Raw genomic sequence first — 15,206 nt, 5'->3', positions numbered from 1 at the left:
ACGTGACTGTCGATTTCACCAAGGAGTACGCAATGTTCGACAATCAATTCTTCGCGCGGGCGACACTGGCCACCGCAGGCTGTCTGGTCGCCGCCACGACCTTCGGCATCGGCCCGGCGACGGCGGCCGGCTCGACCACGGTCGCACCCGCGGGCGCCGCGGTCTCGGCGACCAATGTGGGCACGGTGAAGGCGGTCGCGGGTGGTGTCAGCATCACCTGCACCACCTCGAACGCCACCGGCGCGGTGCCCGCGGCACCGAACAACACCAACCCCAGCGGCCCGATCACCGTCCCGATCAGCGCGCCCACCTTCACCGGCTGCACGACCAGCATGTGGGGCGTGAGCGCGACCGTGACCACCAGCGGCAGCTGGTCGATCACGGGCCAGAACGGCACGCCGATCGCCGGGACCATCAATATCCCGCAGGGCGGCATGGTCATCCAGACCAGCGGCCTGGCCTCCTGCAAGATCGTCGTCGCCCCCACCGCGGCGGCGAGCCTGGCAGGCACCTGGACCAACGGCAGCCCGTCGACCGTGCAGGCGACCAATGCGCCGGCCCCGATCAAGGTGACCGGCAGCTTCGGCTGCCCGACCAGCGCCACGACCGGGCAGGTGACGGGCAAATACGCCGTGAACAACACCACCACCCCGTCGGTGCCGATTACCGTCGGCCCCTGATTCACCGTGCCGAAGTCACCTTGAATTCGGCACGCTGAATGGGTGTGCAGTAAAAGAACCCGCGTGCGCCTCAGGCACGCGGGTTCCTTAAAAACTATATCCGATCAACCAAACGCGCACCGCATGCCGGTGGGCGGATTTCGACGTGCGCCGCACATCCGTCAGTTCCTTCGGCACCCATCGATCCGGACCCCACTCCCTTCCGGCCCTCTCCCCTCCCTAGACTCGACTCCATGACCAAGGTGAATCTCGAAACCAACTACGGACAGATCGTGCTCGAGTTGGACGACCAGGCCGCGCCGAACACGGTCGCCAACTTCGTGAACTACGTGAAAGCGGGCCATTACGACGGCACCGTGTTCCACCGCGTCATCCCCAACTTCATGGTTCAGGGCGGCGGGTTCGAGCCCGGCCTGAAGCAGAAGCCCACCCAGGCGCCGATCGAGAACGAGGCCACCAACGGCCTCAAGAACAACAAGTACACCGTCGCGATGGCCCGCACCAACGACCCGCACTCGGCCACCGCCCAGTTCTTCATCAACGTCTCCGACAACGCCTTCCTCAACCACACCGCCCCCCAGGGCCAGGGCTGGGGCTACGCCGTCTTCGGCAAGGTCGCCGACGGCACCGAGGTCGTCGACAAGATCGCCGCCGTCGAGACCGGCAACGCGGGCCCCCACCAGGACGTCCCCAAGGCCGACGTCATCATCGAATCCGCCACCGTCGCTTAATCATTCGATGCCGAGTCGGGCCGTCACCGTGAGATTCGGTGGCGGCCCGACTCGCCCAAAATGACACGGTTGCCGCCCACCCACGCGAGCCTACTTGCGACGCCACGTCATCCGGATAAGTTGCAATGAAACCAGGGTTACGAATATTGCAACCCACATGAACACCGCGAAGACGATCGTTCCTGAAACCGCCTGAACGTCAGACTTTACCAATAGTCCTACACCAATATTCGCCCCAGCGACCAGTATCAAGAGCAATCCTGCCGCATAGTTCAGCCATGGCGTGCGCCGATCAGCTGTCCACAGCGCGACAATACTGCAAGTCGCGACCACTGCAGAGGCGATCAACACAGCTATGCCGATCTCTGCCGCGATACCACGCGTACTGCCCGTACCGCCTAATTTCCATAGCAGCAGTGCAAAAAGTAGCGCCGGCAGTATTACCCAAAGAGCGTAGATGGTACCCAGTGTTTCCGTGCGACCGTGCGCCCGATTCACTATACCGACTTCACGGACCACTCAGCGGTACCGTCCAATCGCGTTCCGTTATCGAAGGTGCTGGTAGAAGCATCAGGCCACTTACCTCCCGGCCAGATCTCATTGCCTGTTGCCGTCGCTTTCAATGCAAGCAAAGAAGTAACTTGCGCGCCGAGTACTGCAGTAATTCCAGCAACCAGTGCCGTTATCATAGCTGGATCAGCGATTGCCTCCTCCGCTATCAGCGCCACCCCTGCCCACGAGAAGACGCCTGACGCTATACCTCCGAGCGCCGTAGTAACAGCAACGGCAGCCTTTACCGCAACGGCGAGAATGCCTGCATAGAAAACCAGGCCAGCCGCCGCTGACGCGCCGAGCGCTACTGCCGCATCCTTTCCGATATCGCTGATCCGTTTTGCAGCAGCATTATGCGCGGTCGCAGCATTGCGATACGCAAATTGAGCGGCACCTTGCCACTCACTACTAGATTTCAAGACAACCGGATCAACATTTGACGCGACTTGTGAAGCGTCACCCCTGATACTGAGCCAGTCATAGGACGTGACGGCGAGATATATTGGCGCCGCAACCCCCTTGAGTAGGTCAACAATAGTATCAATAACCCAAGTGGCAAACTCTACAATTTTATCGCCGCACCACCTGATAGCCGCTTCCATTGCGTCATTCACCCACCAATGGTCGACTGCACTGCTCACAATCTTGGGAGTTGAATCGATGTCCACTCGCAGTTCATCGAGCTTCTTTTCGATCCCTTCGACAATCTGCTCGAACTGATCGATACTAAATTCCATAATAACCCCCTCGTATCACGAATTCCTCACCATACATCTTTTAGCTGGTCAGCATATCGCCGGTCTTCATCGTCATAGGTGTCTGCGACAATCTTTAGCGTAGACCCTGTTGCATCGAAGGCTACCGAGCCTTCTTTGCATCGCTCCGATACCGCATCAACAAGCTCGGAGTGCGTCGATACAATCAGCTGAAAGAGTCCCGCCTCAATTCGGTTGAACTTGAGCGCAGATACTTCGTTTGCAATGGATGTCAGCGAGTTCGATCCATCAGCCCAGGTCCGGGCTTCGGTACGCAGATCGTCGGTTGCGACTTTGAGTTGCTGCGCGGTAGGCCTTGGCGCCATTCGAGTTGCTCCAGATCAGGGGGCGAGGTTGGATAGGTACGCAATTGCACCCGATATCAGTCGATCAGCGGGAGATTGCGAGAAGTGTTCAACCGATCGCCGCGTTAGGCCTAGCCGCGCCGCCGCTACCGCTTCATTTAATGCCCATGACACTGACGAACCGCTTCTTCCCGCAGCCCAGAAGGCATCCACTGTGCAGCTCACGAACGATCCATCAGGTGAAAGCTCAACGGTAACTCGTCCAGCTTCATCGCCACCCTCACCTGTATTTTTGCCGGTCAGGTTACCCTGCGGCGAAACGGCGGACTCCTCGCTCGACGTACTGACCAAATCAAATGCCGCATCGGCGATCTGATTCAGCGATGGCGCCTCGGTGTCGACAGGCGACCATGGCGGAGTCGGGGGCGCTGATTGAAACTCTTCAGGTCTCATTTCTTTCAGGCGCATCATCGCTCCGCTCCCGACCAGAGCCGCAGATATGGCGGCGCCGTGCGCCCGCTCAGCAACGCGAACTGCGGTGCCTATAGCATCGCTCAACTGACTCGCATAAATTCGATTCTCCCAGTTGTCCACAATATTTGCTGAAACAAACTCATTCCGCTGTCCAGCGACTGTTGCAGTGACAATTCCCTTGGAATCCATACCAGTCGACTGCGTAGGCGCCGCACTCAATGCACTACCAAGCAAGCGCTGAGTCTCTTGCGCGTAAGTTTGGAACGCGGATATCCTTTGCAGCAGGCTTTCCGTTGTAGCCTCAGCTCCACCATCGGTGGTTCGTTGCACGTGAGCAGGCTGAGCGGGCTCTACACCTAGTTTGCTACTCCGGACATCCGCATCAGATGCCGGTGCAGAAAACGCGGCATCGGTTCTGAACGGGCGCTGGACCACCAGTGGCTCATCGTCCCAGTACTCGTCTGGATCGTCGTAGTGGTTATACCAACCTTGACTTGCCACAATGCGGCCCCCTTCGGCATTCAACAGTCTGATCTATCCGCAACATCGTGCGAATAATCGATCTATCCGCCGCTCCAGTACCTAATACGTCGAATTCGACCAATCGACGCCACCATAGCCGGGATCAGTCGCCGGCGCATCCGTCCGAGCGCATCTGGGTCCAGATCAGCTCACCCCCGGCCCGCTCGCCCGTCGACAGTCGCGGCCCTCCTCCGTGCGAATCCACACCTAACCAAACCGCTGACCCCACCAGGGCTTTCGTAGGACCTGCCCCATCGCCGAGCGCAGGTCGACCACGGTTACCGGTCCATCACCCTGGCGGTAGGCTCAGGACCACTTTGGGTCGATGGAGTATTCGACGGAACCGATCCGGGGCTCGGTGCGTCCAAGCTACTGAGAACATGTTGTCGCAGGCGAACTGGGAGAGTTGTGCGAAGCGCTGGGATGATTCGGGTGGCTGTCGGCACTGTCGTGGTTTCGGCTGCGGTCAGCGGGTGCGGGACGGGTGGGGAGACCGGGTCTGCGCGGCCGACGCCACGGGATCTGGACAAGATCGTTGTGTTCAACGTGTGCAGTCAGTTGAGTGACGAGGTGCTGCGCGGGGCGGGGTTGGACCCGACAACGAAGCGTGTGCTGACCGATCCGCCCACCGGCCCCTCGACGTGGCGAGTATGCAATTGGAAGCCGATCGACGATCGGTATGGCGCTGGCAGCCGTCGGGTCTCAGTGTTCTCGACAAGCCACACCCTCTCCGAAACTCGGGTAAAAGAGAGTCTTGTCGATGTTCGCGAGACCACCGTGGGCCCGAGACCAGGACTGACATTCCGAGAGAACAACGACCCGGATGGTTGCTATGTAGCGTTCGAAGCCGACCAAGGCATGTTCGAGGTACGCGTGTCCTGGCTGAGTAACGAGGGGCCACGCGTCGGTGACGTGTGCGAGATGGCTGCCAAGTACGCAGCCGACCTCGAGCCTGGTCTGCCGAAGTAGGGGGATGCAAATGACAGACCAAGCCACATATTGGCGAAACCTCAAGCAGCAAGCCCTTGCCGGAACCTTCCGCATGGAAGAAGGCCTCGGCGAGGCCTTGCGCTCCGCGTGCGAGCAGTACGTCACCGAACTCGCCGAGTTGAAGAACGACACCAAGGAGCTCGAGCACCTCTCCGGCTGGGGCGGCCTCGAAACCGCAATCCTGCTGAAGCAGAAATTCGAGCAGAAAGCCGTCAGCGGCAGCGCGGACGACCCGAACGACTCGGCTGACAAACGCCTGGCCTCGCACATCGAGATCGCCCAGCTCATGCGCGATACCTTCGCCGCCGCGATCGGCAAACTGCAGGCCGTCGACGGCCAGAACGCCGGCGATATCGCCGCGAACGGGGAGGGGATCTGATGCCGCTACCGCTGATCGCGCTCGCGGTCGTCGCTGTCGGCGCGGTCGCCGCCGAGGGCAAGGCCATCTATGACGGCTACAGCACCTCCTATGACGAAGCCAAGGCCCGAGGGGAACTCGGCGTCGCGGCGAACAACGAGGTGAGTGGCGATCGCACGATCATCGAGTCCGAACGCGCACGGCTCGAGACAGGATTCGACGGCACCTACTCGAAAGCCGTACTGACCGGAAAGCTGGAAGGGTTTGCCACGCTGACCCATCAGGAGATCTGGGATGCGCTGAACGGCAAGGGCGATCAACCGGGCGTATCGGCCGGTGAGATCAATGCGGGCGCCGATGGCTGGCGACGGTTGACAACCGGCATGACGGACGCGGTGACCAACTTCCGCACCCGGATCGACACCGCGATCAACGAGGGCTGGGCCGGCACGAGCGCGAACGCCGCGATCGACGGAGTGCGCAGCTATGCGACGGAGGCGGAGAAACTGCCGACGACGTTCCAGATGGTCGCCAATGGCATCGACCTGATGGAAGGCGCGCTGAAGCAGGCGAAGCTGGCGATCGACGAGCCCAAAGACGTGTCGTGGGACGAGGAGCTCCTCGGCGCGATCCCGGGCACCGACTACCTCAAAACCGAGCAGTTCCGGGCCGACGAAGCCGAACGAGCCGCCCGGGAGATCCTGGAACGCGTCTACACGCCGCAAGCCAGCACCGTCGACACCACGACGCCGGTGCTGGCCGTGGCGAAGAATCCGGTCGGCGACGGCCTGCCCGGTGATGGCACCGGGAGCGGCCTGACCAACGGCGGGGGCGGGTCGAACGCCGGCAACCCCAACGGCTCGAACCCTGGCGGGGACCAGACCGCACCGCAGACGACAACACCACAGACGACGACCCCGACGACCGAGACCCCGGATGACGACACCGAGGACGACGAGGCCGAGGACGACACCACCCCCACGTCGACGACACCCACCACGACCGCCGAGCCGACGACGCCGGCCGCCACCCAGCAGAACCCGGCAGCCACACCGGGCACCGCTCCCGGCACCGGCACCGGCGGAACACCCGGCGGCGGATCACCCGGTCTCGGCGGGACGGCACAGGCGCCGGGCGCGGGCCGCTCGGTACCCGGCAGCCCCACGACCGCGACCCCGGCGGGGAGCACCGCCGGCCGCGCCGCGGGCGCCGGCGCCCGCGGGATGTCCGGCATGCCGGGCATGATGGGCGGCGGCGGACGAGGCGGCGGACGCGACGACGAGAACGAGCATCAGACCCCGGACTACCTGATCCAGGATCGCGAGCATGATCTCATCGGCCAGCTGCCGCCGAGCCTCCCGACCGGCGGTGTGATCGGCGGATGAGCACCTCACACCCCATGCGCTGGCAGCTGGACGGTCTCGCCTTCACCATCGCCCTCGAGGCAGTCGGTCGCGACCGACTGCCCTACCCGCTGCGCTACCAGCCCGAGTTCCGGGAAACCGCCAACGAATTCACGCTCAGGCGGGCACGCAGTGCACAGCGCCTGCGACAGGTCTACGACGAATCCCTGCATCGCGCACTGGAACTCCTGCTGGAACCGCGGGTACGCGTGGAAATCCAGGGCTTTCATGGTGCGCGGCAGAACGAGGTGATCGGTATCCACGCCGGCATCATCGACGCGGAAGCCGTTGTGGCAGTGCAGCACTCGGAACGTGATCGCCGTGGAGCCGGCGACATCGTCCTCAGCCGCCATCCCGCCCACCTGGTGGCAGCCGAAATCGTCGGTCACCTGCCCCGCTGCTCCGGCGGCGCCGAACCCCGCTTCGAAGGCAGGCGCAGCGACCTCGACACCCCGGTCTACAGCCGTCACCCCACCAAGCTCTCGAACACCGAACACCTGCAGCGCTTCCTGAAACGCCCGCGCACCGGCACCGGCACCATCACCGTCTACCCCGGCTTCGAGATCGACGCCCGCCCCACCACCGACGGCAGCGCCTTCCTCTGGCTGGACTACCCGGACGACGGCCGCTACCTGATGCAACACCACGACGCCGAGAACTTCACCGTCATCCCGGGCCCACCCGAGGAGGTCCACCGCCGCCTGCAAGCCCGGATCAACAGCCTCACCGACCGAGTTCAGACGGCTCGCTGAGATCGCCCGACGCGAGTTCGGCGATCGCCGAGATACGTGGCGCGGTCGTCGCCGACGTGACGGATCAGGCGAAAACTGTCACGACATCCACGGAGGGATAACGTCCAGCGAGCTTGCGGTCGAGGGTCGCCAGTGCAACGCCGCTGGACTGGGCGAAGGCCGCCAGATAGTCGTCTGTCCACAGCTTGTGGCTGTGATCGTTACGCGCCGACAGGGCTCGGAACACCGGCTCCAGTGCAGCGGGCTCGTCGGCCCACAACACCCGCTCGTCGGCATTGAGTTGGTCAACGACCCGCCAGGCATCGCTGCGGGACAAGACTTCGGTATCCATCACCGATGGATTGGACAGCAGCCGCAGAAGGCCTGTCTGCGTAACCCTGCACATCAGCAAGCTGTCCGACTGCGCATCGAACCATGCCGCGGCGGCGCGGTGATGGGTGTGCCTTCCGTACACGGCCGCAAGCCACAGCCCCACATCGATCAGGGTCACCGACCGTACCTCTCGACGTCTTCGGAGTCGAAGATGTCCGCGATGTCGGCATTGGTGATTTCCCGGAGAGGCCGCGCGTCACTGGCACCGACCAAGGGGAAAGTGACCCTGCCGACGTGCGGCGAAGGCGAAGCACCGACCTCTCGCGCAAGTGCCTTGGTGAACAGTTCCTTGAGGCTGATCCCGCGCGCAGCGGCAGCGATCTTGGCCGCCTGCATGAGTGCGGGAGATAGGTCAACCGTGGTGCGCATAAAAGCATATTAGCACTTCGGCGCGGCGCCGGCAGCTGCTGCGGCCTTGGATACGCAAAACGGGCCGCCTCGGATGGTCTCCGGGGCGGCCCGCTACGGGTGGTGATTACAGCGGCAGGACGTGGTGTTTGCGGGGGTTGCGCTGGATCTTCTTGTCCTGCAGCAGTTTCAGGGCTCGGCGGATTTCGAGGCGGGTGGTGGCCGGTTCGATGACCGCGTCGATGAAGCCGCGTTCGGCGGCTACCCAGGGGGTGGCGATGTTGGCGTTGTAGAAATCGACGAGGTTCTGGCGGATGGCGGCGCGCTGGTCTTCGGGGGCGGCCGCGATCTGGGCGGCGCCGAGCAGGCTGACGGCGCCTTCGGCGCCCATGACCGCGAGACGGGCGGTCGGCCAGGCGAGGTTGATGTCGGCGCCGAGCTGCTTGGAGCCCATCACCGCGTAGCCGCCGCCATAGGACTTGCGGACGACGAGGGTGATCTTGGGAACCGAGGCCTCGACGTAGGAGAACAGGAAGCGGCCACCGCGCTTGATCACGCCGACCTTCTCCTGTTCGACGCCGGGGAGGAACCCGGGAGTGTCGACGACGAAGACCAGCGGGATCTCGAACGCATCGCACAGCCGCACAAAGTGCGAGGCCTTGTCGGAGGCGCGCGCGTCGAGGGCGCCGGCAGAGGCCAGCGGCTGGTTGGCGACGACACCGACGGTCTTGCCGTCGACGCGGGAGAAACCGGTGATGATATTCGGGCCGGTCTCGGCGCTGATCTCCTTGAACTCACCGTCGTCGAAGATGCGCAACAGGATGTCGTGCATGTCGTAGCCGGCGTTGTCGGAATCGGGCATGAGCGTGTTCAGCTCGCGGTCGGAGTCGGTGATCTCCGGTTCCAGACCGGGGTTCACCACCGGCGGCAGTTCCTGGCAGCTGCTCGGCAGGTAACTCAGGTACTCACGCACCCAGGTGAACGCCGCTTCCTCGTTCTTGGCGACGTGGTGGATGTTGCCGTACTCGGCCTGCGTGCGCGCACCGCCGAGTTCCTCGAGGCTGACGTCTTCGCCGGTGACCTCTTTGATGATCTTCGGGCCGGTGACGAACATGTGCGCGGACTCGGTCGCCACCACCACATCGGTGCAGATCGGCTCGTACACCGCGCCACCGGCACAGTTGCCGAGGATCAGCGAGACCAGCGGCACCATCCCGGACAGCGGCTCGAGATTGGTCGCCATCCAGGCGTACCAGGCCAGCGAGCTGATCGCCTCCTGCACGCGCGCGCCGCCGGAATCGTTGATACCGACCAGCGGGATGCCGACCTTGGACGCGTACTGCATGATGCCGCACAGCTTGCGGCCGAACGCCTCACCGACCGAACCGCCGTAGACGGTCTGGTCGTGCGAGAACACCGCCACCGGACGACCGTCGACCATGCCGTGCCCGACGACCACACCGTCACCGTAGAGCGCGTCCGGGTCGCCGGGCTTGCGGACCAGGGCACCGATCTCGACGAAGGTGCCCGGGTCCATCAGCATGTTGATCCGGTCGCGGGCACTCGGAATGCCCTTCCGCGCGCGCTTCTCGATCCCCTTCGCGCCTGCGGGCTCTTTGGCGAGCTCGAGGCGCTGATGTAGATCGGCAAGCTTTTCGGCGGTCGTGCTCACTTCTCTCCCTTAGCGATCTTCCCCAGCTTGGCGGACAGGTCCGCACCGATCTGGCCGATTCGCGGCTCGTCCACGATCTGGAGGTGATCGCCGGGGATGTGGACGATCTCCAGGTTCGGGATGTACTCGTCCCAACCACCGTTGGGCTTGCGATCGGCGAAGCGGGGCTCGAGCTCGATCATGCCGTCGTGGTAGCGATCGGCCAGGTAGAGCACGGCGTCACCGTCGTATCGGGTCGGCTGCGCCTTCGCGAGATGACGGCTCTCGATCCACGAGGTGCGCTGGTGCTCGAGCACGCCACCGGGGATCTTGGCGCCGGTGAGCTTCACCAGACTGGCGACGATGTCGTACTGCTCCTCGTCGTTGGCTTGGGCGAGTTCCTGCAGCTGTTCGTCGGGCAGTTCGCCCTCGACGCCGTAGGTGGTCTTGGCGAACTGCTGGTAACGCTGGATGCGGCGCACCCGCTCCTCGGGGCTGTTGTCCTCACCCTTGACCGGGAGGGCCAGGTCGATCAGGCCGACGACGCGCACATCGGCGCCTTCCTCGCGGAGCAGCTGTGCGACCTGCAGCGACAGTACGGCGCCGAGCGACCAGCCGTAGAGCACGTACGGACCGTTGCCCTGGATCTTGCGCAGCTCGGGCAGGTACTGCCGAGCACGTTCCTCGATATCGCCCTCGACCCGCTCGAATCCGTACATCGGCGTGTCAGCGGGAAGGCGCTTCAGCAGCGGCTCGTACACGAGGGTGTTACCACCCGACGGGTGGAACACGAAGACCGGCACAGCATCCGAGCCCTCGGCACGTGCCCGCAGTGGACGCACGAATCCGTCGACGTCGGCACCACTGTCCTGCAAGGTGCGCACGACTTCGGCCAGCTGCTCGATCGACTCGCAATCGAGCACGTCGTCGACGGTGACCTCTGCCTTGATCCGCTCGGTGAGGCGGGCTGCCATCTTCTCGGCGACCTCCTCTTCCAGGATCGGCAGAGTGTTGAAAACGCCGCCGGGGGAAGTACCGGTGACGACAGCCCAGGTCGCGTAGGTCAGGCGTTCAGCCGCATCACGCGGAGGGACGTTGTCTTCATCCGCACTTGCGTCGGCGAAGTAGTCGACGTCGGGGACATTCGACTCAGCAGCCTCGACGGCAGTCTCAGTCGACTCCGGCTCTGTCGCCTCGACAGGAGGCTGAGCCGTAACCGATTCGGCGACAGCAGCTTCCGACGACGGCAGCTCCGCACCGGCCTGCTTGGCAGCAGCCAGCGGATCCTCCCCCGCCGCGATAGCCGCACGCGCGGCCTCGACGAAGTTGGCGTCGACACCGATCTCGACATCCTCGCCCGCCGCCTTGGCAGCAGCCTGCTTCTCCGCCATCGCCGCGACCTCGTCGCGATGCTCGATCGCGTAGCGCAGCACCTTCGACACCTCGTGGAGGCTGGCGTCGCGCACGGCGGAGATCTGCAGCTGCGGGATGTCGAACTCGTATTCGACGCGGTTCTTGATGCGCATCGCCATCAGCGAGTCCAGGCCGAGCTCCATCAGCGGGATCTCCATCGGGAGGTCCTCGACGGCGTAGCCCATCGACTCGGCGACGATGACGCACAGTCGCTGCTCGACGGTCTCACTGCCGTTGGGGTCCCAGCGGTCGCTGGTCGCCACGGCCACCTCGGCGGCGGTCGGTTCGGCGACGGCAACCGGAACGGCAACGGCGGCAACCGGTTCGGGCAGCGCGACACCGGAGGTGACGACCGCGTCGAACAGCAGGGTGAAGCCGACCGGGGTCTTCGCGTGCACCTGCACCGACGCACCACCGAGGTGCGGGGTGAGGGTGGTGGTCAGCGTGCCGGTGGTGGGCAGCGCGGCGTGCGGGTGCGAGACCGTCACGGCCACATCCGACAGCACCTGCGCGGCAGCGGCTCGCACCAGCGCGGTCAGATCGGTGACCGACCCCGCCTGCACCTCCCAGGCGTGGCGGCCGTCCGGCATGGCGACATGCGCGCCGGGCACCCGGCTGTTGCCGCCACCCGCGGCGAAGGTGGCCTTGGGCCAGTACTGCTTGCGCACGAACGCGGTTCGCGGCACATCGGCGTAATCACCCTGGGGCAGCAACGAACTCAGGTTCACCGCGTGGCCGTGCACGTAGAGCTGGGCGAGCGCGCCGATGACACCGGCGGACTCGTCTTCCTTGCGCTTGAGCGTCGGGATGAGCTGCGCGTCGTGCACACCCGCGGCGAACGTGGTGCCCAGGACCTGCATCAGCGCAACGGAATTGGGCGCCAGCTCCAGGAACGTGGTGTGCCCGGAATCGACGGCGGCCTTGATCGCGTTGGTGAAGTACACGGCGTGGCGCATGTTCTTCACCCAGTAGGGCTCGTCGTGGATCGGGTCGGAACCGGGCCGGAAGAACAGGCCCTCGTGCACGGTCGAGTAGAGGCCGGTCTTCAGCGAGGTGGGCTCGATGCCTGCCAGTTCGGCGGCGAGCTCGCCGAGCAGCGGGTCCATCTGCGAGGTGTGGCCCGCGCCGCGGGTGGGCAGGATGCGGGCGAACTTGCCCATGCCCTCCACCTCGGCGACGATCTGCTCGACCTGCTCGCGCGGACCGCCGATGACGGTGTTGGTCGGCGCGGCGTAGACCGCGCACTCCACGTCGGGGAAGCGCGGCAGCAGCTCGGCCACGTCGTGGGCGCTGAGCTCGACGAGTGCCATATTGCGCACGTCGTCCTCGGTGATCATCTGCTCGCCCTCGCCCATCAGGCGCGAGCGGGCGCAGATCACGCGCACCGCGTCCTCGAGGCTCAGGCCGCCCGCGATGTACGCGCCCGCGACCTCACCCATCGAATGACCGACCACCGCGGCGGGTTCCGCGCCGTGTGCGCGCAGCACCGCGGCCAGACCCAGCTGGGTGGTGAAGATGCCGACCTGGCAGGTGCCGACGTCGTAGTCCTGCTCGTCGTCGAGGAACATCTCGCGGATCGAGTAGCCCGCCTCGTCCTGCACCAGCTCGTCGACCTCGTCGACGGTCTTGCGGAAGATCGAGTTCTCGTTGTAGAGCTGCTTGGACATCTTGCGGTGCTGCGCGCCGAAGCCACACATCACCCAGACCGGCGCGGCGGCGGCCGGGGAATCGGCAGTGAACACACCGGCACCGGGCTTGCCCTCGGCAATGGCGCGCAGACCGGCGACGGCCTCCTCGTGCGTCTTGGCCAGCACCACACCGCGGGAACGGTGATGACTGCGCTTGGCCAGCGACCGGGCGACATCGGCCAGCGGCACGTCCTTGCCCGGGCCCTCCAGCCAGTCGGCCAGCTCGGCGGCGGCGCGCTTGCGGCGCGAGGGCAGGTAGGCGGAGACGGCCAGGATCACCGGCAGCGGCTCGGCGCGCTCGCCGTCCCACTCGAGAACAGGTTCCGTGTCCTCGGCGGCGGCGACGATCGCGGCAGCCTCGGCGACCACATCGGTGGCCTCTTCGCCGGCAAGCTCGTGGGCGGCAACCTGCTCGGCCGTCACATCGACATCGGGAACGGCCGGGGTCGGCACGTATTCCTGCAACACGACGTGGGCGTTGGTGCCACCGAAACCGAAGCCGGAGATGCCGACGGTCGCGACGCCGCTGTAGCGCGGGTACTCGGTCGGCTCGTCGACGACCTTGAGGTTGGCCTGCTCGAACGGGATGTAGGGGCTCGGGCCCGCGTAGTTGATGTTCGGCGGAATCACGTTGTGCTGGAACGACATCAGCACCTTGGCGAGGCTGGCCGCGCCCGCGCCGGATTCGAGGTGACCGAAGTTGGTCTTGGCCGAGCCGAGCAGGGCGGGCTTGTCGGCGTCACGGCCACGGCCGACGACGCGAGCGAGCGCCTCGGCTTCGATGGGGTCGCCGATGGGGGTGCCGGTGCCGTGCGCCTCGATGTAGTCGACCGAGGACGGGACGATGCCCGCGTCGCGGTAGGCGCGGCGCAGCACGTCGGCCTGCGCGTCCGGGTTCGGCGCGAGCAGGCCGTTGGAGCGGCCGTCGTTGTTGACCGCCGAGCCCTTGACCACCGCGTAGATGTGGTCGCCGTCGCGTTCGGCGTCGGCGAGCCGCTTGAGCACGACCAGGCCCGCGCCCTCGGAACGAACCATGCCGTCGGCATCGGAGGAGAACGCCTTGATGCGACCGTCCGCGGAGGTGCCCGGCGCGAAACCGAGCGTCGGGAACGGCATCAGCAGCATGTTCACACCGCCGGCCAGCGCCACCTCGGCGTCGCCCTCCCGCAACGCGCGCACCGCCTGATGCACCGCGACGAGGGTGGACGAGCAGGCGGTGTCCACGGTGACCGACGGGCCACGGAAGTCGTAGAAGTAGGACACCCGGTTGGCGATGATGCCGTTGGAGCTGCCCATGATCGCGTAGCCCTCGGCCGACGCGGGCACATCGGGGTCGGTCTCACCGAGCGCGAGTGCGGCGATCATCCCGAAATCGCTGGACGAGGAACCGATGAACATGCCGACAAGCGCGCCCTTGAGGTCGCTCGCCGGAATCCGCGCGTGCTCGAGCGCCTCCCAGGTGAGCTCCATCATCAGTCGCTGCTGCGGATCCATCCGCTCGACCTCGACCGGCGAGGTCGCGAAGAACTCGGCGTCGAAGCCCTTGACGACGTCCTGGTCGAGGTAGCCGCCCCTGGTCTTGCCCCCGGCGACGGCCGCGGCCACGGTGGGATCGCTCAGGAACTCAGCCCAGCGTCCCTCGGGCAGCTCCCGGATCGCGTCGCCGCGACCGATGATGAACTCCCAGGTCGACTCGGGCGTATTGCCCGCGCCCGGCAGCCGTGTCGACAGGCCGACAACCGCGATGTCGTGCGCCTCGCTCGGCGTGAACGCGGCGGTGTAGTCCGCGTCGTTCTCGGCGGCGGGCTCCGGCTCACCGTTGACGATGATCTCGGCCAGCGACGCGATCGTCGGATGCTGGTAGATCACCGTCGGGGCGAGCGAGACACCGGTGTAGTCCTCGATGTCGCCACCGAGGGCGAGGGCATCGCGCGAGGCCAGCCCGAACTCCTCCATCGGCCGGTCGACCGTGATCGCGTCGACCGACTGCCCGGTCGCGTCCGCGACCCATTTCCGCAGCCAGTCGCGCACCTCGGCAACCGAGTGATCACCCGCAGGGGTGCTCGTCGCGGGAACTTCGGGGTTCTGGGTGGGCGTGCCCTCGTTGTCAGCCATCAATTCCTCAAGCTACCTGTCTGCGTACAGGGCGCGCCGTGGAATGACGCCCGGCGCGTGTGCCACGTCGAGCGTCATCACCGATCCGGTCGGCCGA

General features: G+C 65.2%; 13 protein-coding genes. 6 read left to right on the top strand and 7 right to left on the bottom strand.

Going from position 1 to position 15,206, the window contains the following annotated elements; genetic code table 11:
• Nucleotides 1-32 precede the first annotated feature (32 nt).
• Nucleotides 33-680 (top strand): hypothetical protein, encoded by a 648-nt coding sequence (locus ACFVAV_RS17090; protein WP_378856326.1) that lies wholly within the window; start codon nucleotides 33-35, stop codon nucleotides 678-680.
• Nucleotides 681-913: 233 nt separating this feature from the next.
• The gene (locus ACFVAV_RS17085) at nucleotides 914-1,411 is read left to right on the top strand and encodes a peptidylprolyl isomerase (protein ID WP_379035853.1); all 498 of its coding nucleotides are present in this window, start codon (nucleotides 914-916) and stop codon (nucleotides 1,409-1,411) included.
• A gap of 90 nt (nucleotides 1,412-1,501) precedes the next feature.
• Here the strand turns inward: ACFVAV_RS17085 and ACFVAV_RS17080 are convergent, their stop codons facing one another.
• From ACFVAV_RS17080 to ACFVAV_RS17070, 3 genes are all read right to left on the bottom strand, one after another.
• The gene (locus ACFVAV_RS17080; protein WP_379035852.1) at nucleotides 1,502-1,930 is read right to left on the bottom strand and encodes a hypothetical protein; all 429 of its coding nucleotides are present in this window, start codon (nucleotides 1,928-1,930) and stop codon (nucleotides 1,502-1,504) included.
• The gene (locus tag ACFVAV_RS17075; RefSeq protein WP_379035850.1) at nucleotides 1,909-2,700 is read right to left on the bottom strand and encodes a hypothetical protein; all 792 of its coding nucleotides are present in this window, start codon (nucleotides 2,698-2,700) and stop codon (nucleotides 1,909-1,911) included. The genes ACFVAV_RS17080 and ACFVAV_RS17075 overlap by 22 nt, the downstream gene beginning before the upstream one ends.
• Nucleotides 2,701-3,059: 359 nt before the next feature.
• Nucleotides 3,060-4,022 (bottom strand): hypothetical protein, encoded by a 963-nt coding sequence (locus tag ACFVAV_RS17070; RefSeq protein ID WP_379035849.1) that lies wholly within the window; start codon nucleotides 4,020-4,022, stop codon nucleotides 3,060-3,062.
• 429 nt (nucleotides 4,023-4,451) lie between these two features.
• Here ACFVAV_RS17070 and ACFVAV_RS17065 point away from each other — a divergent pair, with 429 nt between their 5' ends.
• Genes ACFVAV_RS17065 through ACFVAV_RS17050 form a run of 4 tightly spaced genes read left to right on the top strand, consistent with a single transcriptional unit; the run spans nucleotide 4,452 to nucleotide 7,522 of the window.
• Complete coding sequence (locus ACFVAV_RS17065; RefSeq protein WP_379035848.1) at nucleotides 4,452-4,988, top strand: DUF3558 domain-containing protein; 537 nt, start codon at nucleotides 4,452-4,454, stop codon at nucleotides 4,986-4,988.
• 10 nt (nucleotides 4,989-4,998) lie between these two features.
• Nucleotides 4,999-5,388 carry a hypothetical protein gene (locus ACFVAV_RS17060; protein WP_379035847.1) on the top strand — a complete coding sequence of 130 codons (390 nt, stop codon included), beginning with the start codon at nucleotides 4,999-5,001 and terminating at the stop codon, nucleotides 5,386-5,388.
• Complete coding sequence (locus tag ACFVAV_RS17055) at nucleotides 5,388-6,752, top strand: hypothetical protein (protein ID WP_379035846.1); 1,365 nt, start codon at nucleotides 5,388-5,390, stop codon at nucleotides 6,750-6,752. Before ACFVAV_RS17060 ends, ACFVAV_RS17055 begins: the two co-directional genes overlap by 1 nt.
• Entirely contained in the window at nucleotides 6,749-7,522 is a 774-nt protein-coding gene (locus ACFVAV_RS17050; RefSeq protein ID WP_379035845.1) for an ESX secretion-associated protein EspG, read from the top strand. Before ACFVAV_RS17055 ends, ACFVAV_RS17050 begins: the two co-directional genes overlap by 4 nt.
• 64 nt (nucleotides 7,523-7,586) lie before the next feature.
• Here ACFVAV_RS17050 and ACFVAV_RS17045 read toward each other — a convergent pair whose 3' ends face one another.
• The 4 genes from ACFVAV_RS17045 to pks13 all read right to left on the bottom strand — a co-directional run bounded on the left by ACFVAV_RS17045 (nucleotide 7,587) and on the right by pks13 (nucleotide 15,109).
• On the bottom strand, nucleotides 7,587-8,012 hold the full coding sequence (locus ACFVAV_RS17045) for a TA system VapC family ribonuclease toxin (protein ID WP_379035844.1): 426 nt from the start codon (nucleotides 8,010-8,012) through the stop codon (nucleotides 7,587-7,589).
• Nucleotides 8,009-8,263: a hypothetical protein gene (locus ACFVAV_RS17040; RefSeq protein WP_379035843.1), complete on the bottom strand. Its 255-nt coding sequence runs from the start codon at nucleotides 8,261-8,263 to the stop codon at nucleotides 8,009-8,011. The genes ACFVAV_RS17045 and ACFVAV_RS17040 overlap by 4 nt, the downstream gene beginning before the upstream one ends.
• Nucleotides 8,264-8,369: 106 nt before the next feature.
• Complete coding sequence (locus tag ACFVAV_RS17035; protein ID WP_379035842.1) at nucleotides 8,370-9,914, bottom strand: acyl-CoA carboxylase subunit beta; 1,545 nt, start codon at nucleotides 9,912-9,914, stop codon at nucleotides 8,370-8,372.
• Nucleotides 9,911-15,109 carry a polyketide synthase Pks13 gene (gene pks13 / locus ACFVAV_RS17030; protein WP_379035841.1) on the bottom strand — a complete coding sequence of 1,733 codons (5,199 nt, stop codon included), beginning with the start codon at nucleotides 15,107-15,109 and terminating at the stop codon, nucleotides 9,911-9,913. Before pks13 ends, ACFVAV_RS17035 begins: the two co-directional genes overlap by 4 nt.
• Nucleotides 15,110-15,206: the final 97 nt, after the last annotated feature.

Source organism: Nocardia sp. NPDC057663 (assembly GCF_042799895.1).
GTDB lineage: Bacteria > Actinomycetota > Actinomycetes > Mycobacteriales > Mycobacteriaceae > Nocardia.
The sequence above is the reverse complement of the archived record's forward strand: the minus strand, read 5'-3'. Positions and strand labels throughout refer to the sequence as shown.

Coding starts and splice junctions, on each gene's coding strand:
- ACFVAV_RS17075 (WP_379035850.1), bottom strand. CDS start 2,700: ATGGAATTTAGTATCGATCAGTTCGAGCAGATTGTCGAAGGGATCGAA.
- ACFVAV_RS17090 (WP_378856326.1), top strand. CDS start 33: ATGTTCGACAATCAATTCTTCGCGCGGGCGACACTGGCCACCGCAGGC.
- ACFVAV_RS17050 (WP_379035845.1), top strand. CDS start 6,749: ATGAGCACCTCACACCCCATGCGCTGGCAGCTGGACGGTCTCGCCTTC.
- ACFVAV_RS17085 (WP_379035853.1), top strand. CDS start 914: ATGACCAAGGTGAATCTCGAAACCAACTACGGACAGATCGTGCTCGAG.
- pks13 (WP_379035841.1), bottom strand. CDS start 15,109: ATGGCTGACAACGAGGGCACGCCCACCCAGAACCCCGAAGTTCCCGCG.
- ACFVAV_RS17055 (WP_379035846.1), top strand. CDS start 5,388: ATGCCGCTACCGCTGATCGCGCTCGCGGTCGTCGCTGTCGGCGCGGTC.
- ACFVAV_RS17060 (WP_379035847.1), top strand. CDS start 4,999: ATGACAGACCAAGCCACATATTGGCGAAACCTCAAGCAGCAAGCCCTT.
- ACFVAV_RS17040 (WP_379035843.1), bottom strand. CDS start 8,263: ATGCGCACCACGGTTGACCTATCTCCCGCACTCATGCAGGCGGCCAAG.